This is a genomic window from Pseudoalteromonas sp. SK18, assembly GCF_001974855.1.
GTDB lineage: Bacteria > Pseudomonadota > Gammaproteobacteria > Enterobacterales > Alteromonadaceae > Pseudoalteromonas.
Window position 1 is genome coordinate 1 of record NZ_MTQB01000034.1, and the last position, 24,670, is coordinate 24,670.

Here is a 24,670-nt window from a genome sequence, read left to right on the forward strand (position 1 = left end):
CTTATTATCTTCAATTGGGTATATTTCACCAGCTCAATATGAAACAGACTACTATGATAATTTAAACGAGTCAGGTAAAGTGGCCTGACTTAAACAAACTGGTCTCCGATGAACTCGGGGCGATTCACATTACCTTTAACAACATCAATTACAGAATTAGGCCGTCAGCTAGGATGTCCTACAAAGTTAGAAAGCGAGCAATTTTATGCCATTCCATCACGCTTGATGCAACTCATATACACAAAGGCTATCGAGTATATAGATACTTACTATCCTATTCGAGATACATTATTAGCTATCCATACCGAGCAGCAAGAAAACTATGAAATTGGTAAAGCGGCCGTAGATAACAAAATAAAATCAGGACAATGGAATTGGTTAACATCTGATTCCCCTCACTACAAAGCTGAGATAACTAAAGCTAAACCCCAAACTTCTACCAATATACTTAAAAGCTATATTTCCAACGCCGATACAGAAAAGTTAATTCCTAGTGATATACGAAGATTCAATTGGTTATACTCCCATATTCTTACTTGCTGCTTTATAATCTGTGGTGCCTTTTCAGGCATGAGAAGAAGCGAGATTTATAGCTTACATCCTGATAGTTTCAAAAAGTTAAAACTAAAAGACCAAGTGTTTTATTCACTTCAGTCCTATCATAGTAAAATGACCCCCGCAGTGCCGGAAAAAGCAGAATGGTTGACATCTCCAATAACTGGAAAAGCAATAGAACTAGCATCTTTACTGACACAAAATATGAGAACCCAGCTCATGCTCTCAGATGACCGAGTTGAAAATGCTAGAGCCTCAAGCATCTGGTTAGTTCAACAAATGAAATGCAGAAAGCCAAACATGCTGACAGGTCCACCTTTTGCCCTTCATCATAAGCAGTTAGTAGAAGAGGCTGGCGCCATCGTAAATGAGCAAGATTATGAAGAGTTTAAACTTCTAAATCCAAACCTAAACACACACGCTTACAAGCAAAAGATAGTTATAGGTAAGCCTTGGGCTTTTACAACCCATCAACTCAGACGAACTTTTGCGGTGTTTGGCAAACGTTACAACTTACTATCTGACGTCGCTATTAAGCAGCAATACAAGCACCTGTATTTACCAATGGCACAGTGGTACTCAGAAGGCGGCGTAGCAGCCAAAATAAAACATGTAAAAGTGGATTCAGAACTCAATAATTTACTTCAAGAAGTAGATAGAGAAGTCACTACACAACTATTGCATCAGTGGTATAACTCAGATGACAAGCTATATGGTAAGAAAGGTATAGATGTTGTTAAAGATAGAGAAGATACCGCTGTTAAATACTCATCCTGGGATGCTCTTTATGCTCAAGTATCTGCTGGTAGAATATCTATTGCTGGTACACTTCACTCATACTGCATGGCTGGTTATGAATGCAGAATGGAAAAGGTCGTATCACCAACCAACTGTTTTAACTGCGAGAACGTTGTCATAGACGAAACTAAAGCACAAGCTTGGCAAAAACGACATCAGTGGATTGTTGAGACTATAACTGAAATGGAGCAGCATACTAAACTATCTCAATCGCAGCTAAGCCATTTTATTACGCAATTACGTGCAGCTGAAAAGGTTATGGACTACTTTGAGATAAGCTACACTCCATACAAACCCGAAATTGAGATCAGACAGCTTTGAGTAAGTCAGAGAATACAAGGTTAGAGCTTCTAAGCGCAATTGACAGGATACTTTCTGGCGATACAGTACGTATTGATGCCAAACGAGGTTTAAGTGCCATTGCAGTTGAGGAAGAAGCTAACCTTGGTAATGGCTCAGCTTACTATTACTCAGACGTCATTGAAAAAATTAAACTACTAAAATCAAAAGCTATAACAAAAAAGCAAGCACAGCAAAACTCAGATGTTACTAAGTTACGTGAAAAGCTTGCCAACGAGAAACGGTTAAAAGAAAAATATCGAGCGGAAATAGCCAGCTTAAAAGAGCAAATGGCACAAATGGCTTCTACCCACAATGCCCTAGCGCTTTCAAATCACCAGCACTTAAAAAAGATAAATGATCTTGAGTCAGAGTTATTTTTACTGAAGAAAAATTAATATATCTTCAATTGCTTAAAGCATCGCCTAAAAAATGAAACAAGGTTAAATGAGATGTACCCTGATGAAGTTCAACAATTAAAAAGCCATATAACAAATATTGCAGCTCAACATAATGGGTTAGCACTTACGATACTACAATATCAATATAAAGCGGCTGAACTAACAATGTGGAAAAGGTAAAATAATTATTTAACTGAATAAGTACAATTGTCAAAGGCAAGTTTCAACACATGAGCCGATTATTAGTATAGCTGACATTAAATGAATACTATTTAAATAAATTTAAATAAACATTAAAGCAGGTATTCTGATCGTTTGAACAAACCTTTACATTCCCGCCATTAGCTTCAGCTAAGGCTTTAACTATAGCGAGCCCTAAACCAGCGCCATCACTATGGCGTTGACGAGACTTATCTGATCGATAAAAGCGATCAAATAAATAAGGTAAATGTGCAGAAGGTATTTTCTCACCGGTATTACTCACACAGATACATACTTTTTCAGCAGATGTTATTTCACTACATACCGTAATTGATGACCCCTTCGGTGCATATCTTATAGCATTCGATAACAGGTTTGATAACAATTGACGAAAATGTAGCTTGTCACAATAAAAGCTGATGTTTTCACCTGCTTTATGAAGTATCAGCGATGACTCTTCAGTTAATGCATCAAAATACTCAAACAGCACCTCAATTTCTTCATGGCTGGATAAAATATCTTGGGCTGGTTTAATTAGGCCGTTTTGAGATTTTGCCAGCCAAAGCATGTCGTTAACCATCTTAGTTAGCCGCTCAAGCTCTTCGAGGTTAGAAAATAATAACTCTTGGTACTCTTCGGATTGTCTTTTTTTAGATAGACCAACCTGTGTTTGAGTTATTATATTGGTAAGCGGTGTACGTAGCTCATGAGCAATATCACTGGAAAAATTTGATAGGCGGATAAACTCACCTTGTAACCTGTCTAGCATTGCATTGAAAGATTGCACCATATTAACAAGCTCAATCGGTACTTGGCCTTCATCAAGCCTTACATCCATTTTATTAGTTTGGATATCATGCATTTTCTGGCTTAAACCACGTATTGGGTTGAGTCCTTGATGTATAGCAAACCAAGCCACCAATAAAATGAGTACCGCTGAACCAAACATAATAGCCCAAAGGCTTTGCTGAAATTGATTGAGAAAGTGTAAATGAAAGCTCATATCAATAGCAGCTGTGATCTTATAAAGTTGCTGCTCAGTACTAAAGTCACTCACTAAAGCGCGATAAGTATGTGTGTTTTTTTGCCATTCAACTATGTTGTTTTGGTTAAAACTGTTTGAGGTGGTTACTTTTAAAACAAATTCGCTAAAGTCTGTTGCCGTACTTTTATATATAAGCCTTCCTTGAGCTGTATTAACTTGATAATAAACCCCATGATGACCCGCCACGGCTTGAGATAACGCATTTCTAAGGTTTTTTTCCGACGCGTATGGCTTAGATAAAACGGATTTGACAGACTGTGTGATAACTTTTAATTCACCACTATCTTGTTGTAAAAAATGATGATTTATTGAGCTACTTATAAGCGAAGCGACGAGGGTTAAGCAGCCTATCACTGTCAAAGCAACAAACAATACCACTCGCATTGTTAAAGATAATGGTTTTTCATTAAGGCTCATCAGCTATTACCTCAAGCTTGTAACCCATGCCACGCACAGTGTGTATTAGCTTTACTGGAAAACCATCATCAACTTTACTTCTGAGTCTGCGAATGGCTACATCAATGACATTTGTATCGCTATCAAAGTTCATATCCCAAACTTGAGAAGCGATTAGTGAACGAGGAAGTACTTCACCCTCACGGCGCAGTAATAGTTCAAGTAAACTAAATTCTTTATTGCTTAGGAGTATACGTTGTTCGGCACGAAATACATTCCGTTTTTGAATATTAACTTTTAAATCATAGGCTTGTAAGATGTCTTCGGTTTTATGCGCGTTTCCGCGACGAAGAAGCGTGCGTACCCTTGCTAACACTTCAGAGAATGCAAAGGGCTTTATTAAGTAGTCATCAGCGCCTAATTCAAGCCCTTTTACTCTGTCATCGACACTGTCACGAGCCGATAGAAAAAGAACAGGAACGTCTTTATTCACTTCACGAATAGATTGTAAAATTCGCCAACCAGATACATCTGGCAACATTACATCCAAAATTATGACATCAAATAACTCAGTCATTGCTAAATGATGCCCATCGAGCCCATTACGTGCTAATGAAACTTGAAAACCAGCTTCACTCAGACCTTGCTTTAAGTAATCACCTGTTTTCACTTCATCTTCAACAACTAGTAAGCGCATGCAAAACCTTTATTAAAGTTATAATTATTGTCTGTTATAAGATTATGCCGTATTCACCGTAACAGCAACATGACATCAAGATTACAACTTTGTAATGTTCGCGTCATGTTAAAGACAGGTCTATTTTCTATACTTAATAACTATTCTGCTATGAAGGAGTAAGGAAATGGGATTTAAAAAGTCATCACAACAGGTTAGCACACCACGAAGACGATTTGTTCAAGGCATAATTGCAGGTGGTGTACTTGCTGCTTTTCCGAGCGTGTTACATGCTGCATCATCTTTAGTAGCAGGAACACTAACAGGCACTGTGCCCGAATTAAGCGGCGAAGTCATAGATCTGGTCATAGATGAATCGCCGGTTAACTTTACCGGCGTAGTACGTATGGCGACAACAATTAATGGTTCTATACCCGCTCCAACCTTGCGCTTAAAAGAAGGTGATGATGTTACTATAAGAGTAACAAATAACTTATCAGTACCGAGCTCTATCCATTGGCATGGCATCATTCTACCTTATCAGATGGATGGCGTGCCAGGTATCAGTTTTAAAGGCATTATGCCGGGCGAAACCTTTATTTATAAATTTAAGCTACAGCAAAGCGGTACATATTGGTATCACTCCCACAGTGGTTTTCAAGAAATGACAGGCATGTACGGTGCATTAATTATTGAACCGCGAGAAAACGATATTATTAGTGCAGATAACGAACATGTTATTCAATTATCTGATTGGACTGATGATGACCCTATGGCGCTGTTCCGTAAATTAAAAGTACAGAGTGATGTATTTAACTTCAATCAACCTACTGTTCCAGAGTTTTTCGATGACGTTTCAAGCAGCAGTATTTCAAATGCTCTACAGCGCCGAAAAATGTGGAATCAGATGCGAATGAACCCTACAGACTTAGCTGATTTATCTGCATCAGCAATGACTTTTTTAATGAACGGTAGTACTCCAATGGCAAACTGGCGTGGATTATTTAAAGTCGGTGAAAAGCTTAGGTTAAGGTTTATTAATGGCTCTAGTAATAGCTTTTTTGACGTGCGTATCCCCGAGCTAAAACTGACGGTTGTACAAGCAGATGGGCAAAACGTTGAACCAGTGACAGTTGATGAATTTAGATTCGGCCCTGGTGAAACCTATGACGTGATTGTTGAGCCAAAAAATGATGCGTATACGATTTTTGCTCAAAGCATGGACCGCTCAGGTTACGCAAAAGGAACTTTATCAACGGCACCTAATATTGATGCGCCAATACCTGCTCTGGATCCTGTTGAGTGGTTAACGATGACCGATATGATGGGCAATATGACCCACGGCGGTGAGCATGCTGCAATGGCTGGGATGTCAGGCATGAACTCTAAAAAAATGGATCATAGCGCAATGGGCCACGGTGCAATGGCGATGGATCATAGCAAACATGGTATGTCTGAAAACCCATTGGCGGTTGCCAGCTCTAAAGTGCGTCATGCAAAAACGGAGTATGGAGCCTCAGTTGATATGCGCGTTGATATGCCTAGAACAAATCTTGATGATCCCGGTATTGGTTTACGTAAAAATGGTCGCCGTGTTTTAACACTTGCAGATTTACACTCACTTGAAGGGATCACTAACCAGCAAGAGCCAGAAGCTGAAATTGAGCTGCATTTAACCGGCAACATGGAGCGTTATAGCTGGTCATTTGATGGCTTAGAATTTGGTAAAAGCACGCCAGTGCATATGAAGCATAACCAACGTTTAAGAGTTATTTTACAAAACGATACCATGATGACACACCCTATGCATTTGCATGGTATGTGGAGTGATTTAGAAAACGAGCAAGGTGATGTGCAAGTGCGACGTCATACGATACCTGTTCAACCCGCACAAAGAATCAGCTTCTTAACCACCCCTCACGATGTAGGGCGCTGGGCTTGGCATTGTCATTTATTATTCCATATGGATGCCGGCATGTTTAGAGAGGTAGTCGTATCATGAAACAATTAAAACTATCTAAATCATTAGGTTTATTAATGTTAACTGGGGCTTCATTAATTAGCTTCCCTTTATTAGCGCAAAGTGAAATGGCACAAAAGAGTAGCGCTAAGATGCAACCACAAGGGGGAGATGCACCTAAAGATGCAAGAGACCCTCATGCTTACTCTGCGGGAACAACTTTAACAGAAGGCCCATATGTGCTTGAGGGCAATGAGCGATTAACACTCGCTGATGAGCATCCATTTTACGCATTACTAGGCGATCGTCTTGAATATAACGAGCAAGCAAATGCAGGTGTATTTGACTTACAAGCATGGTACGGCACTACCTTTGATCGATTGGTAGTTAAAACTGAGGGGGATTTCAGCGAAGGAAGCCTTGAGGAAAACCAAACCGATATTTTATGGGGTCACGCCGTATCAGCATATTGGGATACTCAAGCAGGTGTTCGTCTTGATTACAATAAAGAAGGTGAAAATCGGCAATGGTTGGCTTTTGGCTTACAAGGTTTAGCCCCTTACTGGTTTGAACTTGATATGACAGCGTACGTAGGTGAGCGAGGCAGTACCGCATTTACGTTAGAGGCAGAGTACGAACTACTACTCACGCAAAAGTTAATTATACAACCGCGAGCCGAAATTACACTTTATGGCAAAAACGATAAACAAAACGAACTTGGAAGTGGCCTATCAAGCAGCGCGATTGGCTTTAGGGTTCGTTATGAGTTTACACGCCAGTTTGCGCCCTATATTGGCGTTGAATGGAGCAATAAATTTGGCAGTACCGCCGACTATGCCACATCAAGTGGACAAAGTAGCAATAACACCGCATTTGTTGCGGGTATTAAATTTTGGTTTTAATCATTTTAAATAAGAGGTAATTATGAAGTTATTTAATTCTGCAGTAGTTATTTTAGGTTTAGTGCTTACATTTTCCGCATCAGCGCATATATCACTCAAGCAATCAACACCTACGCAAGAAGCCATGTTAATGCAAAGCCCAGAGCAACTTTCGTTAACTTTTGGTGGTGAAGTAAGGCTAGCAAAAGTCATCATCAAAGATGAAAAAAATAAATCAATAAACTTTGATTTCAAACCTAGTTCCACCCCAAGCACAGACTTTAATTGGTCGCTGCCGAGTTTAGCACATGGTACCTACACGGTTAAATGGACAGTACTTGGGGGGGATGGACATAAAATGTCAGATTCGTTTTCTTTTATGGTACATCAAAGTGAGTCAAGTAATATGATGCAAGAACAATCTAATGCCCACAGCAAACACAATCATTAAGTAGCAGCATGATACAAGTAAGTGAATGGTCAGTACTTTTACTATTATTAAAGCTAGCAAGCTATAGTGCTTTGGCCGCACTTGCTGGTACTTTTTTAATTCGTTTTATTATCGCCAGTAATTTATCTGGTCATCACTTTATAAGTTTCTCTCAGTATTTAAAGCGCTGGCAAATTCAATGTGTGGCATTGGGTTTTATTGCTGTCATTTTACAAGTACCAATTGAAGCTGGTGCAATTGCAGAATCTGGTGTAGCGGGAATGCTAGACCCTTTTATGCAAGAGATTGTTTGGCAATCAGTTATAGGAGAACAAGCTCTTTTCAGAGGCGCAGCGCTTTTTGTGGCTATGATTGTTGCACTTAATTGGCGCATTAACATAAAGCACCGTTTTGCAGTGGTTATAAATAATACAGTTATGTTGGTTTTGCTTATATCTATTGCATATAGCTTCACTTTCACAGGTCACAGTGCAAATGAAAATGGGTTAGTAAAAAGCATGTTAACTTTTCACCTTCTTGCAATAGCAAGTTGGGTGGGGTCACTGTGGCCACTATATAAAAGCTGTACCATATTATCTGTTCATGAAGTTAAGAAGGTAATGCACCTGTTTGGGCACTTAGCCATCATCGTTGTATTTGTGCTGCTTATTTCAGGTTTAGCGCTTTTGCTTAATTACCTGCATTCGTTATCAGCGCTGTTCACGTCAAGTTATGGGCAATTAATTTTGCTAAAACTGCTACTAGTGAGCGCGATGCTTATGATGGGGGCTTGGCACAAACTAATTTTAGTTCCGAGAATCACCCAAAAACAGCATGTAGGTACACTAAAACGTTCCATCAGTGTAGAAATGCTGATAGCTGCTTTTGTACTTATTACAACAAGCGTGTTCACCACACTTGTTGGTCCCCCAAATTAATTTAATAAAAAGAGAGCAACATGTTTAATAACTCTGCAAAAATAATCATAACATCGCTATTACTTTTTGGCGCATTGAACTCACTAGCTGTAAGCGCACACAAGAATGAGGAACATGCAAATGAGCGTGTGTTATTTGTTGGTACCGATACCCCAGCTGCGCAAGCAGTAAGCGCCTTTCACCAAGCATTAAATCAAAGTGATCAAAAAAAAGCTCGCTCATTATTAGCTGATAACGTCATTATTTTTGAAGGCGGAGGCGTTGAGCGTTCTGCCGATGAATATGCAAATCACCACATGCTAGCGGATATGAAATACCTCAGTTCGGTTAATAGCAAACTATTAGAACATCAGGTTTATATAAGTGGTGATATCGCTTACTCCATTTCGCGAAGTGAAACGATGGGCAGCTACAAAGGTAAAGCCATTAACACAACGGGTATGGAGTCAATGACTCTAAAAAAGACCCGCAATGGCTGGAAAATCACACATATTCATTGGTCAAATTAAGGAAGTAACATGCGATTAACGTACATAACAACTGCACTTTCAGTGATGTTGGCGGTGTCTATATCAGTAAAAAGTATGGAAAACCCACACAGTGTATTGCCAGTCCAAGAGGCCATAGAAAAAGATAAAACAGAGATTGAGTTGACAGTTTATAAAAGTAAAAACTGTGGGTGCTGTAAAAAATGGATTGAGCATATTAATGAAAGTGGCATTAAAACAAAAGCAATAGATGTTGCTGATATGGGGCTAATTAAAGCTCAATATCAAATAAAGCCAAATATGCGCTCATGCCATAGCGCTGTTTCAGCCGATGGGTATGTTTTTGAAGGGCACGTGCCAGCTAAATATATAAAGCAGTTTTTAGCTGAACAACACCCTCAGAAAACGATCGGGCTGACAGTTCCGGCAATGCCTGTTGGCACGCCAGGTATGGAGATGGGCAATCGTTTTCATAAATATAATATTGAAGTACTTACTCAAGATTCACAGCAACATACTTATAAGCATATCAGCAAATACGCAGTGCAGTTTTAACTCTTATGGCATAGTTATTGAATTAGCCGTAAGTATTAATGCGATGATTAAATATATAGTGGGCTTACGCCTTATAAATTGTAAGTAATACCCCTTAGTATAAATAAAATACAAGTTGAACAACTGAAAAGGAGCCATTGTAATGTCACAGTATTTAAAATTTTTCTTAATGATAGCCACATCAACATTAGTCATGTTTGTACTAATGTATTTGAATAGTTATCAGCTAAGCCATGTGTTTTTTAGTGAAACGCGTACCTATATGGCTATTTATATGGGGGCTGCAATGGCGGTAGTTATGCTGTTGTTTATGCTAAATATGTATAAGGATAAAAAGAAAAACAGCGTAGTTTTAGGGATCAGCATTATTAGCTTTGTAGGCGCATTATTTTTAGTACGTTCGCAAATAACGGTCAACGATCAGTCTTGGATGTCAGCCATGATACCGCATCATTCAATCGCTATACTGACTAGTGATAGAGCTAATATCAAAGACAAGCGCGTCCAAGAGCTTGCAACAAATATTATTGAAGCACAGCGTCGTGAGATTAAAGAGATGCAGTGGTTACTGAACGATATAGAAAAAAATGGCCTAGCAGAAACTCAGGAACAAGCACAATCTAGAGCTGTACCGGATTTTAATGCTAAGTAAAATTTTATAAGAATACGTAAAAGGGAGCTAAACATGAGTAAATCAGCAGAGCTTTATAGAATGGCAACAGATGAGCATATTTGCCCATTTGGCTTAAAGTCAAAAGACCTTCTAGAACGCGAGGGTTATGATGTTAATGATCACTTATTATCTTCTCGTGAACAAACAGATAAATTTAAAGCAAAGCACAACGTAGAGACCACACCACAAACATTTATTGCAGATAAACGTATCGGTGGTTATGACGACTTACGTGATTACTTTGATAAGCCAAAAGCTGGACAGCAAGGTACAACTTACACCCCGGTTATTGTAATCTTCGCGGTCGCATTTTTACTAAGTTTGGCATTTAGTTTTGCAATGGGTCATGGATTAATTTCCATGAAAACCGTGGAGCTATTTGTTGCGTTAACTATGGCTGTGTTGGCAATACAAAAACTTCAAGATTTATTTAGTTTCTCAAATTCATTTATCACTTATGACTTAGTGGCGATGAAAGTAGTGAGGTATGCCTATGTTTACCCATTTTTAGAAGCGTTTGTTGGTATTGGAATGATAGCTGGGTTGCCAGCATATAGTATTGCTCCTATTTCATTATTTATTGGTGGTGTTGGTGCTGTTTCTGTTTTTAAAGCCGTATATATAGATAAGCGCGAACTCAAATGTGCATGTGTAGGCGGTGATAGTAATGTACCGTTAGGCTTTATTTCACTTACAGAAAACCTGTTTATGATCGCTGCTGGGATATGGATGCTTGCCAGGTAGAAGGTAAAGTATTTAATTTAAAAATATAATGAACAGTTTATTTATGGGGGTACCTGACTCAGTCTAAAGTCTGAATTATCTCTTTGAGTCCAGCATCAATCTGTTCTGACACTTCGAAGACCTCACCAACTTCGATTGCTAAATAGCTAAAAGTGTTTTTGACGATAAATAGTTAATTGGCACTGTAAAAACTCACAGTGCCAATTAACAATTAGATTAGAAATCGTTCTTCGATTTTACATCTACAAGCTGACCATTTTTAGCTATTTTGAAATAAACTTGTTCACTATCATTTGATGCTTGGATAATAAAAGTATCATCGCTCTCGTTTACGACAGTAAATGCTTCTGAAGAAATACCTTTCCAAGAATCATTTAGTTTTCCAACCTCAAAACCATAGTCTTTAAAGGCCAATTTCTTTATTGATTTAGCTGCAATACTAATAGCTTGTTGATCGCTAACGTGACCATGATCACTATGTGCTAGAACACCAGTACTCATTAATGAAATACAAACTAATGCTATTGGAATTAATCTATTCATTGTTTTCTCCTATTAAGTTTTAAGTTTATTGTTTTAAGCCAATTACTTTATATTGTCCTTTTACTAAAAGCTGTATAGCTACGGGGTTATCTGAGTTGTTTTTCCAGTACCAGCCATGTGAGCCCCCAAATGGGGCGGTAAAGCTGCCCTTCATTTCGCTTAAATTGGCAATTGCATAGCTTTCGAAGTAACCGGTTGTGTCTCCTGCTGGCTCTCCGTGTAAATCAAAATGTAAAGAAGCGCCATCGGTCATCCATTCGTAGGTCATTTTTTCATATTGTTGCATCTCAAATTTATATTCAACCCCGCGATTTGCAGGGATAGTGACTTCAATTGTTTGAAACTCATCACTGCCCACTTGCAATGAATCTGATGTTTTAAGTGGTTTTTGCGCTGATGCCTGAGCTATTTTAGTAACGCCCAGTTGTTTACCGATCCCGGTTGGATCAATGTTATATTCTGCCGGAAGGATAAATAGCACAAAGGCGATTATCGCAACTAATGAAGCGGTGATACTGGCTTTTATAAGTGTTTTTGAACTAACTGTATGTTGCATATATTTCTCTAAATTAATTAATTATATAGCCGGTTAATTGAAGGCCGACTAGCATTAAGCCGGCACTCATTAACGCACCGTTGATAAATGTTGAAAAACGATGAAATGACGGCCGTTTACGCCACACATTAATGGCAATTAAAATAACTGCGAGCGCTAAAAATTGGCCAAGCTCTACGCCAATATTAAAGGCGATTAGGTTTGTCAGTAATCCATCTTCGGGTAATTGAAACTCTTGTAACTTGGTTGCTAGACCAAAGCCATGAAACAAACCAAAAATAAGCACCGCCATTTTTGTATTTGGCTGCCAATTAAAACAACGCTTAAACCCACCTAAGTTATCAAAGCCCTTATAAATAACTGAAAAACCAATAATAGCGTCAATTAAATAGGCATTAATCTGAATATCGCCAAGCACACCTAATAGTAACGTTGTGCTGTGGCCGATGGTGAACATGGTGACATACAGCAAAACCTCTTTACTGCGATACAAAAAGAAGATAACACCGATTAAAAACAATATATGGTCGTAACCGGTGATCATGTGCTTTGCACCAATATAAATAAATGGCACAAACTGTACGCCTTGGTTTTGCTCTAAAAAAGCGCGAGTGCTGTCATCAACTCCATGGGCCAAGGTCTCAAAGCTAAGAAAAGCCAAAACAAGCACCATAATCATTATGCTAACGTTTATTATTTTAGTTGACATCATGTTGCTCCAACGTTTCACTTTCAGTCAAAATAGACTCCTTTTCATTGTGTAAAAGTCGATACAGTGCGGGGATCACAAATAATGTTAGTAAGGTCGACGAAATAATGCCGCCAATTACCACGGTTGCTAAAGGCCGCTGTACTTCTGAGCCAATCCCTGTATTAAGTGCCATAGGAATAAATCCTAATGAGGCAACCAGTGCTGTAGTTATCACTGGGCGAAGACGTGTTAATGCCCCCTCTGTTATCGCTTGATTAAGCCCCATTCCTGAGCTGCGTAATTCACGAATAAACGATACCATTACCAAGCCGTTTAATATGGCAATGCCGGATAAAGCAATAAAACCGACCGCTGCAGATATTGAAAATGGAATATCACGTAACAGCAGTGCTGCAATTCCACCGGTAAGCGCTAAAGGCACACCGGTAAAAATAATCGCAGCATCTTTAAGTGAGTTTAAAGCTAAAATAAGCAAGCCTATAATCATTAACAATGTAACGGGCACAACCACACTCAAACGCTCAGAGGCCGATTGTAACTTTTGATACGTTCCTCCGTATTCAATCCAATAACCAGCAGGAATAGTGACTTTATCTTCAATAATTGTTTGAATATCTCCAACAAAGCTTCCTAAGTCACGTCCTCGTACATTGGTAGTCACTACAATACGACGTTTAGCATTTTCGCGATTAATTTGACTTGCGCCATTAGTGAGTTTGATTGTTGCTAACTCTTGGAGCGGCACAGCGCGACCATTAGGTAAATTAATAGGTAAGTAACCTATCTCTTGCACATTATTACGCTGCTGCTCTTCTAAACGAACAACAATATTAGAGCGGATATCCCCTTGATAATACTTACCTGCAATAGTCCCTCCTAATGCGGTGGCTAACTGTGACTGAATGTGTGCTTTGCTGATACCAAACTGGCTTAGTTTTTCAGTATTGGGTACAATTTCAAGCATTGGCAACCCGCTTGTTTGCTCTACCATTAAATCGGCAATACCGTCAACATTTCCAATAGCGGATTCAATCTCCTTACCTAACGCAGCAAGTGTTTCAAAGTCATCACCAAACACTTTAATTGCCAGCTCAGCGCGTACACCTGCTAATAATTCATTAAAGCGCATTTGAATTGGTTGTAAAAACTCATAGCGGTTACCTGGAATTGGCTTAACTAAGGCTGCTAACTCTTCAACAATTTGTGCTTTTGACTTATCAGGGTTTGGCCATTGCTCTCGTGGTTTTAGAATAATAAAGTTATCGGCTACGCTAGGGGGTACTGCATCTGTTGCTACATCTGCGGTGCCAATTTTTGCAAATACACGCTCGACTTCAGGCATCTGCGTAATTTTTTCTTCCAACACTTTTTGTAGCTCAATCGCTTGGCTTAATGATGTACCAGGAATACGAAGCGCATGCATGGCAATGTCTCCTTCATCAAGATTTGGTGCAAACTCGCTTCCTAAGCGTGTCGCTTGATAACCAAAGAATGTTACGAGTAAACAAGTTATTAGCACCACAGCCCAGCGGCCTTTTAATGCTAATGAGAGTACCGGCTTATAAATACGACTTAACCCCAGCATAATATGATTAGGTTTTTCTTTAATTGGCTTTTTAAATAATAGGGCGATCATTGCAGGCACAAATGTGATCGAAAGCGCCATTGAACAAAGCAAAGCAATCACAACCGTTAATGCCATTGGATGGAACATTTTTCCTTCAACGCCTTCAAGCGCGAAAATAGGTAAATAAACAACGGTGATGATGAATACACCGAATAAAGCGGGTCGAATAACCTCTCGTGTAGCCGTAAAAACAATGTCTAAACGTGCTTTTAAAGAAAGAGGGGTATCACCTCTCATACTTAAACGACGTAAGCAGTTTTCGACGATAATTATCGTACCATCAACCAATAGACCAAAATCTAATGCCCCTAAACTCATCAAGTTTGCACTGACTCGCGTATGTACCATACCGGTTATTGTCATCAACATTGCAAATGGGATCACTAAAGCCGTTAAAAATGCGGCTCTGAAATTCCCCAGTAATATAAATAATACAACAATAACTAAAATGGCCCCTTCGAGCAGGTTAGTTTGAACAGTATTAAGCGTTTTATCTACCAGTTTAGTTCGGTCATAGACGGCTTTTGCAACTATACCTTCGGGTAAACTGCCATTGATTTCTTTTAACTTTTCACCAACGCCTTGTGCAACTGTGCGACTGTTCTCACCTATTAACATGAACACGGTGCTCATCACCACTTCGCGGCCATTTTGTGTAGCAGCACCAGTACGCAATCCTTTGCCATCACTTATAGTGGCAACATCTTTAATAAACACTGCACTGCCGTCTATGGTTTTGATGGGTAAATTAGTGATTTCAGTTAAACCAGCAACCTGACCTGGGACACGAATTAACCATTGCGCACCGCTTTTTTCAATAAATCCGGTGCCTTGGTTTTGGTTGTTTTGACCAATAGCATCAACAACATCTGCTGAGGTAAGATTATAAGCCAGTAGTTTTTCAGGTTTAAACGCAACGAGAATTTCACGCTCGTAACCACCAATAGGGTTTACTTCAACAACACCTGGTACCCGCATTAATTGAGGGCGAATTGTCCAGTCATGTACTGTTCGTAAATCAATGGGGGTTATATCACTACCGTCGGGATTTTTAGCACCAGGCACAGCATCAACCGTAAACATAAAAATCTCACCTAATCCAGTAGCAATGGGACCAAGCTCAGGTAAAAGGTTTATCGGCAACTCCGAACGTGCACTAGACAACCGCTCATTAACCAACTGACGAGCAAAGTAAACATCGGTATTATCAGCAAAAATAGCAATAACCTGAGATAAACCATAACGAGACACTGAGCGTGTGTTTACAAGTCCTGGTAACCCCGCAAGTGCGTTTTCGAGGGGGAAAGTAACGCGTTGTTCAACCTCTAACGGCGTATAGCCTGGCGCTTCGGTGTTGATCATAACCTGAACATTGGTTATATCAGGTACTGCATCAATAGGCAGTTTAGTAAAATTCCATAAGCCTAATCCTGCAATGGCTAATACCATGACAAGAACGAGGATATTGCGCTTTATAGCAAAGCGTAAAATCGATTCTAACATTACGCTCTCCTAGTGATCGTGTGACGCGCCAGATTTTTCAATATCGGCTTTGATGACATAGCTATTTTCAGTAACATACTCGGTACCGGCAGGCAGTCCACCTAGTACTTCTATCCATGTTGCATCTGAACGACCCAGCTCAAGCATCCTGACTTCATATTCATCAGCGACTTTTGCATACACGACCGTAAAATCACGAAAGCTCTGTAAGCCTATTTTCTTTACCGCTAAAGGAACTTCAAAAGAAGCAGTTTCAATATCGGCTTTAACAAAACTCCCTTCCAACAAAGGCTCAGTCTGTTGTGCCAACGTAACCCACACCATTCTTGCCTGATCACTTCTAACTTTTGGCTCTATAAATGATACCTTACCAGCAATATTCACAAGACTACCTTCTGCCTTAATGCTCACTAGAGTGCCTTGAGATACTTTGCTGTAATCGCTCGGGTAGACAGCTAATTTAACGACAGATTGACTCGCGTCTGTGATAACAAGCAGTTCACGGTTATTCGTTTGCTCACCTGAATTAGCCATTTGTTTTGCGACAAAACCAGCAATAGGCGATTTTATCTCATAGGGGTTTAAACTTTCATTACTTTCAATCGTCATTAAAGTTTGGCCTTTATTTACTTTATCGCCAAGCTTTACATTTAAGTGCGTAATAACACCTTCAAAACGTGCAAAAACAGTGCGGTGCGCACTCGGCGGTAACCAAACCTGTCCATAAGCAGGGATCGTTTGATGAAGCTTTTGAGACCCTGCAATTGCAGTTTCAATCGCCATTGCATCTACTACTGCGGGTTCGATTTTTGTTCGCCCCTCTAGGTTATCGTATTGCCAACGATATGTTTTTCCTTGGTAGCTCGCATTTACTGTGACAATAAAAGAGTGCGGTTCGTAAATTTCCATATCCCCACGTAAAAAGTCACTTTGGCTAATAAACTTAATATCATCAATCACATTACCTAATCGGGTTAACGTAACCGTTAATTCAACATCGTCGGGATTAATTGGGTTTTTATTATCTGTTAACCATACTCTAAACTCAGGTGGTACGCCTGTTTCGAAAATCGCTAACTCCAATGCGAAGTTTCCTTCACGAAGCATACGACCATTATGCGGCCCTTTTTCAGGCTCTGCTTGCTCTGTAGTAGGTGTTGATACTGCGCTAGCGGGTAAATGTACCCCCGCGCTGAGGCCGAGTAATACGGCAACGGTTATGGAGGAAATAAAGTTTGTCGTTTTCATAAATAATCTCATTGTTCTATCGATGCGCCAGTAAGACGCTGAATTTCTATATGTTGTAAATGTAAGCTTTCATAAGCGCTAAGTAGTTCTGATTGCGCGCTTAATTGCGCCTGACGCACGCTACTCCACTGGTTGTAATTCAATTTACCAACGTTAAATGCTTGTTTTGCTTGGGTAAGCGCGGTTTCTAGCGTGGGAATGATTTCATTTTTTGAGGTGGTAATTACATGAACAGAATGCTTAACTTCTTGAAGCAAAGCATAAAGCTGGCTATTAGCTTGTTGAGTTAAACTCTTCGCTTGCGCTGTTAATACATCTTGCTCGGCACGTAACTTAGCGACCGTTCCGGCATTGCTGCCAGATGCTCCCCACGGAATAGAAACACCGGCCACGAGCCCATAGTCATCCGTTGATTCATAACGACGTAAGCCTGTTGTAAATTGCCATTGTGGTTTTGCTTCAATTTGAGCTAATTCAATGTGTGATTGTGCAATACGTTTTTGACTTGCTAACTGCATCAAACGAGGCGCATTTTTAAAGCGCTCGAACTGTGACTGAAAATCTACAATTTTAGGTAACTGCAATAAGTTACCTGTAAGTGTAAAGTCAGTGCGAGGCTCTGCCCACAAGGCTGAAAGCTGATATTTTCCGCTGGCTATTTCATGCTCAAGATCTTCGACAAGTAATTTTTGTTTAATTAGTTCAGCTTTGGCTAAATTTTTATCAATAGCCAACGACTGACCAATACGAACTCGTTTATCTATTGCATTTACAACTTCATTCGCTTGTCTTACTGCCATTTTATTGAGCTTTAGTGCCTCTTCTTTCACCAGTAGTTGAATAAATTGCTTCGCAGTCATCGCGGCTAAATCAAGTGCAATAATTTGTTTATCTAAACGTAACTGCTCAAGTTCAGACTGGCTTGCTTTTACGCGACTATCAATTTGCTCTTGTTGAATCAGCCAAGAGAAAGTTAAGGTTGATTGCATATTTTGCAAACCACTATGCTCACCTGTCCCAAAAGCATCTTCAACCATTAAGCCTATTTGTGGTCTTTGGCCTATACTTGCTTGCTTTATTTTGCCTTGCTGGGCTTTATCTCGATAAAAGAAGCCCTGTAACTGCGGGTTGTTAGCAAGCGTGAATGAGATGGCTTGCTTTAGATTTAATGTTTGATAAGCCTCAGCACTTGCAAAACACGGCAGTGCTGTAAAAGCCATCAATACCCCCACAAAAAACCGACTGCCAATCGGTTTTTTGTGGGTGAAATGACTACTAAATGATTTCATTTTAATCCTTACTTAGTGGATGAAAAAAGTTTCGATAAGATGGTGGACACTATCGACAGTCGACAGTGTGAATAAACTGATAACCACAAAGCTAAACAAAGTGATCATTAAAAGTAGCTTAGGCGTAGTGGAGATTGGCATTAACAATGTTTGTATACGCTGAGTTATTTGCTCATTACTAAAATGACTCATGTATATATTGTCATTCGTAATATGTTGTTGTCGTTGAAATCGAGCAACATTAATAAGTGCTTGAGCCACATCTAAGCCATCAAAACTTTGCGTTGCACCGACATCAGCAATTTGTTCTGTTAAAGCCGTATAAGATTGCTGTAACGCCGCGCGCGTTGACGCAGGAAAACACCAACCAAATAGACTAAACAGTGTTTTAAAAAGCGGATCTCGGGCTTTTAAATGTGCTAGTTCATGCTGTATGACTATGTGTACTGTTTTTTCATCAAGTGCTTGTAATCCGCTGGTTATATATACTTTTGGATTGAAAAAACCAACAGTAAATGCCTCTGGTATAAGGTGTTCAATAACGTGTACAGACTGGTTTGGATAATCTTTGTGAGGTTGAGTATTTGATAAAGCCAACAGACTGCTCATTGCTGAACTATGTCTATTAAGACTAAAAAATGCATGTACGCTAGCACTTGCCATCAAACAAACAGCCGATATAAGCAATACCGAATGCCAACTATATACAGAGAAAACCTCAAGGTGATGCCAGTGAGCGACTCCTTGCCACCAATTAGACATTGGATTTTGATGTGCCTGCCAAAATACAGCTGCACACAATAATGAGATCCACCAAGGGCTGCTAATAGTTAACCAAAGCATGAACTTACGCTCGGTAAACTGGAAAATAGTAAGTTTTTTACAAAGCGAGGTGTGGAAGAAGGAAATCAATATGATCACACAAATAAAAGCGGTCACCGCTGCGCTCGCTAGATTTAAAAACACGGCCCAATTTCCAACAATCATGTTTACACTTTTCCGCTTCGTAGTTTTCGCTGCTGCTCTATAAGTTTTTCGAGCTCATCTAATTGTGTATCATTAAAATTAGTCGAAGTAGAAGAAAATGCAGCAATTAAACTGTTTTCACCCTCTTCAACAAAGTCAGCTGTAATATCATTTATTAAAGTAGCTATAAGCGAGTTACGATCAACTTTAGTTCGGTAATTATAAGCATGACCCTGCTTAGTTCTGCTAAGAAGGCCTTTTTTATAAAGTCTTTCAAGGGTGCTTTGAATAGTATTGAGAGTGCAGCCACGTGTTTTACCTAAACGACTGTGCACATGCTTTGCATCCGCTTCTTTAGAAGACCACAAATATTGAAGTACTAGTTTTTCTAATTCGCCTAACTGCATAATCAAATATCTCTTAACAACATAGCCATATCATGGCAAAATAAAAACCGATAGGCAATCGGTTTTTATTTTTTTATTTAAAAAGGAAAGTAATACATGGGTTGGATAATTTTTAAATACTTAGTGACAGCAGCAATTGTTGTAGCGGTTTCAGAGGTCGCAAAGCGCAGTGATAAACTCGGAGCACTAATTGTAGCACTTCCATTGGTAACCATTTTAGCGATGATTTGGTTGTACGTTGAAAAACAGCCGCCAGAGAAAATTGCGAGTCATGCCTGGTACACATTTTGGTATGTTGTGCCTACCTTACCGATGTTTTTAATATTTCCATCATTACTACACCGATTTGGTTTTTGGCCATCACTCGGCCTCAGCGCCTTAATAACTTGTTTTATTTTTGGAGTGTTTGCATTCGTCGTTAGTAAATTTGGAATAAATTTATTACCCTAAAAGTTGTTTCTGAAATTAATAATATGGTGAAATCAAGGATGTAGCTGAGGCAATAATTTCGATACTTATCTCTAAAAAATTTCCCATTACTTAGCAGAGTCAAATAAAAGCTAGCCTTATTTATGTACTAAGAGTGATAATATAAACAGAATATGGCTCATTTTATGGAACTATAAAAATGCTTCTATAACTCTAGTTCTAAGTGATTTAATTTGTATACTGCTCAATGAACAACCTGAAAGCAGCTCATAATAAGCTAAACCGCGCTCTGAAGTTAGGCCCCCTAGAACGAGTTTATCAAGGTTTTCTTTTAACTTATTATCCCTGTTTATTTTTGGCAATGTTAAAGGTCTAAATGTATCTTTTCTCACCAAAGTTGTGTCACATTCCATATCAACATAAGAGCAACTATCTGGTATATCAATATTAATACGCTCAGCAAACTCAATTAAGCTTGTTTCTGCAAATGTGAATAACCAGGCGAATTCAACTTTACCTTTGCCAGACCTAAGAATGCGCCCTAGAACTTGCCTAAAATACAACTCTGTTTTTATAGAGCTTAAATGACAACATACTTGTAGCCTAGGTATGTCGGTCCCTTCACTGATCATACCAACACTAACGATCCACTGTTCAGTAGATGACTTAAATGAGTTGATCTTCTGTGTTGAATTATCGTGTAAGTAAGTAACTATGGTTGACGTTTGATTAAATTCTTCAATTAATAAGCTGTTTATCATTTCAGCGTGCTTAACTGAAGACGCAACAACTAGGCCGCCGGCAGCCGGGTTTGAAGCTCTTATCTCCGACAGTTTTAATACGGCTAACTTCAATAAATACCTAAGTGCAGAGTCATTATTAAGTACCTCTTGGTACGCTGATTGAGCTTGTTTAACAAATTCAGCTATTGATCCATATGTATCTTGGCCATCCGAAATACTATTGCTATCAACTAAAACTATTTTTGGCTCTCTACAGACGTTATCTCTAATAGCTTGACTCAAGCTGTATTGATAATCGCATATCAACTCACCTTCTGGGTCAGAATAATTCACTAAAGCAATAGGAAGGGCGTCTGAGCGCCAAGGAGTGCCCGATAGCGCAAGTGTGTAAGTTGCAATATCCTGTAAATGGAAAACAACTTTCTCACCCCACGTATTGATTTTAGATTTATCTTGCGAGAATGAGCAGTGATGTATTTCATCAAAAATAAAAAATGTACGATACTTTCTAAGCCCATCCCAAGTACTTTCAGGAATAGAGCATAAGCTTTGATAAGTCATAGAGGCACCTACAGCCGTAAATGAGCCATCAAACGAACACCCAATTATTTTTCCAAATGTTCTTTTGATATTATTAGCCACTTCAACCGATGGTGAAAAGCAGATCACTCTATCTATCATTCCTTTATCAAATAACGTTTTGGCCAATGAAGCTGCCATTATTGTTTTACCAGCACCAGGAGTGGCCTGACATAGAAAGTGCTTATCAATAGCTGTATATTTTTTTACTGCTAACTCAACACATTCCCTTTGCCAACTTCTCAGCATTGCCGTGCACCATTATCCAAAGAGGCCAATATATTAGTTAAAGCGTTAACTTTTCCTAATAACTTCGCTGAATTATTTTTAGCATCGTCTAATGCAGAATAAAACAAGCTAAGGTGCTCAGGGAATCGCTTTTGTAGAGCTTTATATTCATCAACTTCCCCTAACAAAATCGCAAGCTCAGCCTCAAACTGTTTCTTTTCATTCAATAAAGTTTCAACAAGCGGTGATGCTTGATTATTAGTATGACTGCTAATTGATTTTTCTTTTTCAATTACAACTTGTTTCGCCACAAACGTAGCGTTATTAAACAGCTCAGTTTTAAAATACTTTTTATGGCGGCCACTTCCTTTTGTTTTTAAGAGCTCTTTTCGTTCAAGCGCTGTAATTTGCCTATAAATGAATTTACGCGCCTCATCGATATCTTGATATTTATCAGTTACGGTTAATAACTCATCTCTGAGCTCGACAATTGTAAAACCATTGCACTCTTTTTCGATCAAAAGGGAGTAAATGTGTTGGTTTAATTTGATAACTTGGGGCATTTCTTATACTACAACAATTAAGAAAACTTAGGGTTGCTAAGTATATAGAACAATGCAAAACTTAGAAATACTAAGTTTTATGCTCGAGAGTGATTTTAAGAACATTCCCACAAATAGAACTTAGGATTCCTAAGTGTACAAACCTTTGTAAAACTTAGACAATCTAAGCTATTAGAGACTGAAAAATGATGCTTCTGTGTTCCAAAATCCAATTCCAATTAGACTCAAACAAGCCCGCGCTAAGTCAGGTATTACTCAAAAGCAACTGGGTATACTTATCGGTATGGATGAAAACTCAGCGAGTGGTCGCATGAACCACTATGAAAAAGGCCGTCATATTCCAGATTTAACGACTCTAAAAAAGATCGCTAATGAACTAAATGTTCCATTGAATTATTTTTTCTGTGAAGATGAGACAACAGCAGAACTAGCAATTGAAATATCAAAGTTAGATACAGAGAAAAAGCTTTTATTAATTCAAGAGCTTAAAGGACCATCTAAATAGCTATATTGTACCCATACACAAGGAAGGTTAAATGCGATTTAATGAAAATGGACCTAATATTCCAGATGAACTTCTTGATAAATGTGACCACGGCAAAGTAGTTTTATTTTGTGGGGCTGGTGTTTCTTTTAACTCTGGACTACCAAGCTTTATAGAACTAACAAAAGCTGTAATTGATTTTTTTTCTCCACTAGAAAGCTCCGAGGTTTACCAAGAGTTCTTACCTTGGATCACCGAAAACTCTAATAAGTCACATCTAAGAACTCCATTGGATCAAATTTTCCACTTGCTATACCAAGACTATGGACGTGACGAAGTTAATCAAATCGTTGCCAGGGTACTTTCCAAATCTAATTCTATTGATGATGTTGGCAAGGAGCATGGTATATTAAAACTCTTATCCAGTGGTCAAAGCGGTAAACCAAAAATAGTAACTACAAATTTTGACCTACTTTTTGAGCAGAACGAAATCCTCTCTTATAGTGAACCTCCATTTTTCCCTGATTTATCATCCGGCGCAAGTCTCGAAGCAATAACCTATTTGCATGGCAGGCTAAAAGATCCGTCTGAAAAACATCATCCTTATATTTTAAGTAGCGCAGATTTTGGAAGAGCATATTTATCCGAAGGTTGGGCAACTAAATTTATAATTCAATTATTAGAGGTATACACAGTTGTTTTAGTCGGCTATCAAGCTGAAGATCCTCAGGTGAAATATTTACTTCAGGGACTTAATCATGATGAAAAGTTTGACCGGACAAAAATTTACGCATTTGATAAAGGTGAGGCTGAAGACATCGAAGTCAAATGGCGTGATCGCGGTGTAACTGCAATAGCATACCCTGACCATAGTGATTTATGGGAAACACTTTCTATTTGGTCAGAAAAAGTCGATAAGCCAAAAAAATGGATAAGTTACATATTAAACCTTGCAGCCTCAAGCCCAAGGCAGTTGAAATCATTCCAAAGAGGCCAAGTTGCTAATTTTCTTACTACCTCAGCTGGGGCTAAATTATTTAGTACTACAGAGCCCACACCTTTAGCTGAATGGTTATGTGTTTTTGACCCGCAAATAAGGATAGGAAACCCGAGTAAAGGTCACAATTTTAGGGATAGTGATGGCGAATCATTTGACCCATTTATTGAGTATGGACTAGACGATGATCCTTCGAGACCGGTGGATAAAGAAAACTACAATTTACCAACACTACCACATAAAAACTATTTATCATGGTTACCGTGTGACAATATTGCAACTGAAGATATGGACTTGCGCTCAAACAATAACTTGATATCACCTAGACTCTGGTATATCACAAATTGGATAGTAAAGAACTTAGACGATCCTGTCATTGCATGGTGGGCCATTAGAAAAAGAGCTTTGCATAACGCCTTAAAAGAAAGAATCTTAGTGAAGCTTTATAGTGCCAATTCACTTCCCGCTAAGGCACAAAAAATACTAGGCTTTATAGCTAGCAAGCAGTTTGAGAGTAGTGAATGGTTTAACCCGTCCCATAACTACTATAGATTTCAAGATCTAATAAAAAATGAAGGATGGAATTTAATGTAGTGGTCAACTAATTTTGGCCACAGTTTTAGAATCTTGGTATCTAACCTCAGATTCATTTGGCGCTAAACCAGCATTATAATGATGTGGCCTAACGTTGTTGTAATATCCGTTGATATAATCAC

Annotated in this window: 25 protein-coding genes; 13 read left to right on the forward strand and 12 right to left on the reverse strand. The window is 38.9% G+C overall.

The window, feature by feature from the left end; genetic code table 11:
• Positions 1-108: 108 nt before the first annotated feature.
• Both BW139_RS17110 and BW139_RS17115 read left to right on the forward strand, forming a co-directional pair.
• On the forward strand, positions 109-1,674 hold the full coding sequence (locus BW139_RS17110) for an integrase (RefSeq protein ID WP_139336345.1): 1,566 nt from the start codon (positions 109-111) through the stop codon (positions 1,672-1,674).
• Positions 1,671-2,090 (forward strand): hypothetical protein, encoded by a 420-nt coding sequence (locus BW139_RS17115; RefSeq protein WP_064668647.1) that lies wholly within the window; start codon positions 1,671-1,673, stop codon positions 2,088-2,090. Before BW139_RS17110 ends, BW139_RS17115 begins: the two co-directional genes overlap by 4 nt.
• A 271-nt stretch (positions 2,091-2,361) precedes the next feature.
• Here BW139_RS17115 and BW139_RS17120 read toward each other — a convergent pair whose 3' ends face one another.
• Positions 2,362-3,756: a heavy metal sensor histidine kinase gene (locus tag BW139_RS17120; protein WP_076920468.1), complete on the reverse strand. Its 1,395-nt coding sequence runs from the start codon at positions 3,754-3,756 to the stop codon at positions 2,362-2,364.
• Positions 3,746-4,432, reverse strand: coding sequence for a heavy metal response regulator transcription factor (locus tag BW139_RS17125; protein ID WP_076920469.1), 687 nt, complete (start codon positions 4,430-4,432; stop codon positions 3,746-3,748). The genes BW139_RS17120 and BW139_RS17125 overlap by 11 nt, the downstream gene beginning before the upstream one ends.
• A gap of 166 nt (positions 4,433-4,598) precedes the next feature.
• On the opposite strand from BW139_RS17125, the gene BW139_RS17130 reads away from it, so the two are divergent.
• The 8 genes from BW139_RS17130 (at position 4,599) to BW139_RS17165 (ending at position 11,080) form a co-directional block, all read left to right on the forward strand.
• Positions 4,599-6,413 carry a copper resistance system multicopper oxidase gene (locus BW139_RS17130; RefSeq protein ID WP_076920470.1) on the forward strand — a complete coding sequence of 605 codons (1,815 nt, stop codon included), beginning with the start codon at positions 4,599-4,601 and terminating at the stop codon, positions 6,411-6,413.
• Positions 6,410-7,273, forward strand: coding sequence for a copper resistance protein B (locus BW139_RS17135; protein WP_024606961.1), 864 nt, complete (start codon positions 6,410-6,412; stop codon positions 7,271-7,273). Before BW139_RS17130 ends, BW139_RS17135 begins: the two co-directional genes overlap by 4 nt.
• Positions 7,274-7,295: 22 nt before the next feature.
• Positions 7,296-7,703: a copper resistance CopC family protein gene (locus BW139_RS17140; protein WP_024589684.1), complete on the forward strand. Its 408-nt coding sequence runs from the start codon at positions 7,296-7,298 to the stop codon at positions 7,701-7,703.
• Between the two features lie 11 nt (positions 7,704-7,714).
• Positions 7,715-8,620, forward strand: a complete 906-nt coding sequence (locus tag BW139_RS17145) for a copper resistance D family protein (protein ID WP_029609993.1) — start codon at positions 7,715-7,717, stop codon at positions 8,618-8,620.
• A 20-nt stretch (positions 8,621-8,640) separates the two neighbouring features.
• A complete protein-coding gene (locus BW139_RS17150) occupies positions 8,641-9,129 on the forward strand; it encodes a DUF4440 domain-containing protein (protein ID WP_002963268.1) in 489 nt (162 codons plus the stop codon).
• Positions 9,130-9,138: 9 nt separating this feature from the next.
• Complete coding sequence (locus BW139_RS17155) at positions 9,139-9,663, forward strand: DUF411 domain-containing protein (protein WP_016900197.1); 525 nt, start codon at positions 9,139-9,141, stop codon at positions 9,661-9,663.
• A gap of 142 nt (positions 9,664-9,805) precedes the next feature.
• Complete coding sequence (locus tag BW139_RS17160) at positions 9,806-10,315, forward strand: DUF305 domain-containing protein (protein WP_016900198.1); 510 nt, start codon at positions 9,806-9,808, stop codon at positions 10,313-10,315.
• A 33-nt stretch (positions 10,316-10,348) separates the two neighbouring features.
• On the forward strand, positions 10,349-11,080 hold the full coding sequence (locus BW139_RS17165) for a MauE/DoxX family redox-associated membrane protein (RefSeq protein WP_076920471.1): 732 nt from the start codon (positions 10,349-10,351) through the stop codon (positions 11,078-11,080).
• Between the two features lie 216 nt (positions 11,081-11,296).
• Here BW139_RS17165 and BW139_RS17170 read toward each other — a convergent pair whose 3' ends face one another.
• From BW139_RS17170 to BW139_RS17205, 8 genes are read right to left on the reverse strand one after another with little or no spacing between them, the layout of a single operon-like run.
• A complete protein-coding gene (locus tag BW139_RS17170; protein ID WP_076920472.1) occupies positions 11,297-11,623 on the reverse strand; it encodes a DUF6488 family protein in 327 nt (108 codons plus the stop codon).
• Between the two features lie 25 nt (positions 11,624-11,648).
• A complete protein-coding gene (locus BW139_RS17175) occupies positions 11,649-12,179 on the reverse strand; it encodes a hypothetical protein (protein WP_076920473.1) in 531 nt (176 codons plus the stop codon).
• 13 nt (positions 12,180-12,192) lie between these two features.
• The gene (locus BW139_RS17180; protein ID WP_008467202.1) at positions 12,193-12,888 is read right to left on the reverse strand and encodes a HupE/UreJ family protein; all 696 of its coding nucleotides are present in this window, start codon (positions 12,886-12,888) and stop codon (positions 12,193-12,195) included.
• A complete protein-coding gene (locus tag BW139_RS17185) occupies positions 12,878-16,021 on the reverse strand; it encodes an efflux RND transporter permease subunit (protein ID WP_008467199.1) in 3,144 nt (1,047 codons plus the stop codon). Before BW139_RS17185 ends, BW139_RS17180 begins: the two co-directional genes overlap by 11 nt.
• 9 nt (positions 16,022-16,030) lie before the next feature.
• Positions 16,031-17,269, reverse strand: coding sequence for an efflux RND transporter periplasmic adaptor subunit (locus BW139_RS17190; protein ID WP_008467197.1), 1,239 nt, complete (start codon positions 17,267-17,269; stop codon positions 16,031-16,033).
• Positions 17,270-17,277: 8 nt separating this feature from the next.
• Positions 17,278-18,558, reverse strand: coding sequence for a TolC family protein (locus BW139_RS17195; RefSeq protein WP_008467195.1), 1,281 nt, complete (start codon positions 18,556-18,558; stop codon positions 17,278-17,280).
• 12 nt (positions 18,559-18,570) lie between these two features.
• The gene (locus tag BW139_RS17200) at positions 18,571-19,545 is read right to left on the reverse strand and encodes a M56 family metallopeptidase (RefSeq protein WP_008467193.1); all 975 of its coding nucleotides are present in this window, start codon (positions 19,543-19,545) and stop codon (positions 18,571-18,573) included.
• A gap of 2 nt (positions 19,546-19,547) precedes the next feature.
• Positions 19,548-19,931, reverse strand: a complete 384-nt coding sequence (locus BW139_RS17205) for a BlaI/MecI/CopY family transcriptional regulator (protein ID WP_008467191.1) — start codon at positions 19,929-19,931, stop codon at positions 19,548-19,550.
• A 96-nt stretch (positions 19,932-20,027) separates the two neighbouring features.
• On the opposite strand from BW139_RS17205, the gene BW139_RS17210 reads away from it, so the two are divergent.
• Complete coding sequence (locus BW139_RS17210; RefSeq protein ID WP_008467186.1) at positions 20,028-20,381, forward strand: DUF3147 family protein; 354 nt, start codon at positions 20,028-20,030, stop codon at positions 20,379-20,381.
• 170 nt (positions 20,382-20,551) lie between these two features.
• Here BW139_RS17210 and BW139_RS17215 read toward each other — a convergent pair whose 3' ends face one another.
• Both BW139_RS17215 and BW139_RS17220 read right to left on the reverse strand, forming a co-directional pair.
• A complete protein-coding gene (locus BW139_RS17215; protein WP_008467184.1) occupies positions 20,552-21,931 on the reverse strand; it encodes a DEAD/DEAH box helicase in 1,380 nt (459 codons plus the stop codon).
• On the reverse strand, positions 21,925-22,473 hold the full coding sequence (locus tag BW139_RS17220; protein WP_024597111.1) for a hypothetical protein: 549 nt from the start codon (positions 22,471-22,473) through the stop codon (positions 21,925-21,927). The genes BW139_RS17215 and BW139_RS17220 overlap by 7 nt, the downstream gene beginning before the upstream one ends.
• 196 nt (positions 22,474-22,669) lie before the next feature.
• Here BW139_RS17220 and BW139_RS17225 point away from each other — a divergent pair, with 196 nt between their 5' ends.
• Complete coding sequence (locus tag BW139_RS17225; protein ID WP_008467181.1) at positions 22,670-22,978, forward strand: helix-turn-helix domain-containing protein; 309 nt, start codon at positions 22,670-22,672, stop codon at positions 22,976-22,978.
• Between the two features lie 31 nt (positions 22,979-23,009).
• Positions 23,010-24,548, forward strand: coding sequence for an SIR2 family protein (locus BW139_RS17230; protein ID WP_076920474.1), 1,539 nt, complete (start codon positions 23,010-23,012; stop codon positions 24,546-24,548).
• The last annotated feature ends 122 nt before the right edge of the window (positions 24,549-24,670 follow it).